This is a genomic window from Enterobacter cloacae complex sp. SYL003 (assembly GCF_049236925.1).
In the GTDB taxonomy this organism is placed as follows: Bacteria; Pseudomonadota; Gammaproteobacteria; order Enterobacterales; family Enterobacteriaceae; genus Enterobacter; species Enterobacter intestinihominis.
The window spans coordinates 1-1,015 of sequence record NZ_JBMKJK010000064.1; the positions used below are offsets into that span (position 1 = coordinate 1).

The window sequence follows — 1,015 nt, forward strand, 5'->3', positions numbered from 1 at the left end:
GATGCCCGAGGCATAGACTGTACAAAAAAACAGTCATAACAAGCCATGAAAACCGCCACTGCGCCGTTACCACCGCTGCGTTCGGTCAAGGTTCTGGACCAGTTGCGTGAGCGCATACGCTACTTGCATTACAGCTTACCAACCGAACAGGCTTATGTCCACTGGGTTCGTGCCTTCATCCGTTTCCACGGTGTGCGTCACCCGGCAACCTTGGGCAGCAGCGAAGTCGAGGCATTTCTGTCCTGGCTGGCGAACGAGCGCAAGGTTTCGGTCTCCACGCATCGTCAGGCATTGGCGGCCTTGCTGTTCTTCTACGGCAAGGTGCTGTGCACGGATCTGCCCTGGCTTCAGGAGATCGGAAGACCTCGGCCGTCGCGGCGCTTGCCGGTGGTGCTGACCCCGGATGAAGTGGTTCGCATCCTCGGTTTTCTGGAAGGCGAGCATCGTTTGTTCGCCCAGCTTCTGTATGGAACGGGCATGCGGATCAGTGAGGGTTTGCAACTGCGGGTCAAGGATCTGGATTTCGATCACGGCACGATCATCGTGCGGGAGGGCAAGGGCTCCAAGGATCGGGCCTTGATGTTACCCGAGAGCTTGGCACCCAGCCTGCGCGAGCAGCTGTCGCGTGCACGGGCATGGTGGCTGAAGGACCAGGCCGAGGGCCGCAGCGGCGTTGCGCTTCCCGACGCCCTTGAGCGGAAGTATCCGCGCGCCGGGCATTCCTGGCCGTGGTTCTGGGTTTTTGCGCAGCACACGCATTCGACCGATCCACGGAGCGGTGTCGTGCGTCGCCATCACATGTATGACCAGACCTTTCAGCGCGCCTTCAAACGTGCCGTAGAACAAGCAGGCATCACGAAGCCCGCCACACCGCACACCCTCCGCCACTCGTTCGCGACGGCCTTGCTCCGCAGCGGTTACGACATTCGAACCGTGCAGGATCTGCTCGGCCATTCCGACGTCTCTACGACGATGATTTACACGCATGTGCTGAAAGTTGGCGGTGCCGGAGTGC

At 60.4% G+C, this 1,015-nt stretch carries 1 protein-coding gene; it reads left to right on the top strand.

Translation table 11 applies throughout. From position 1 onward, the window contains the following. Nucleotides 1-45: 45 nt before the first annotated feature. Nucleotides 46-1,015, top strand: a 970-nt coding sequence (intI1, locus tag ACOT1A_RS24580) for a class 1 integron integrase IntI1 (RefSeq protein WP_085013672.1), incomplete at its 3' end; no start/stop codon positions are given.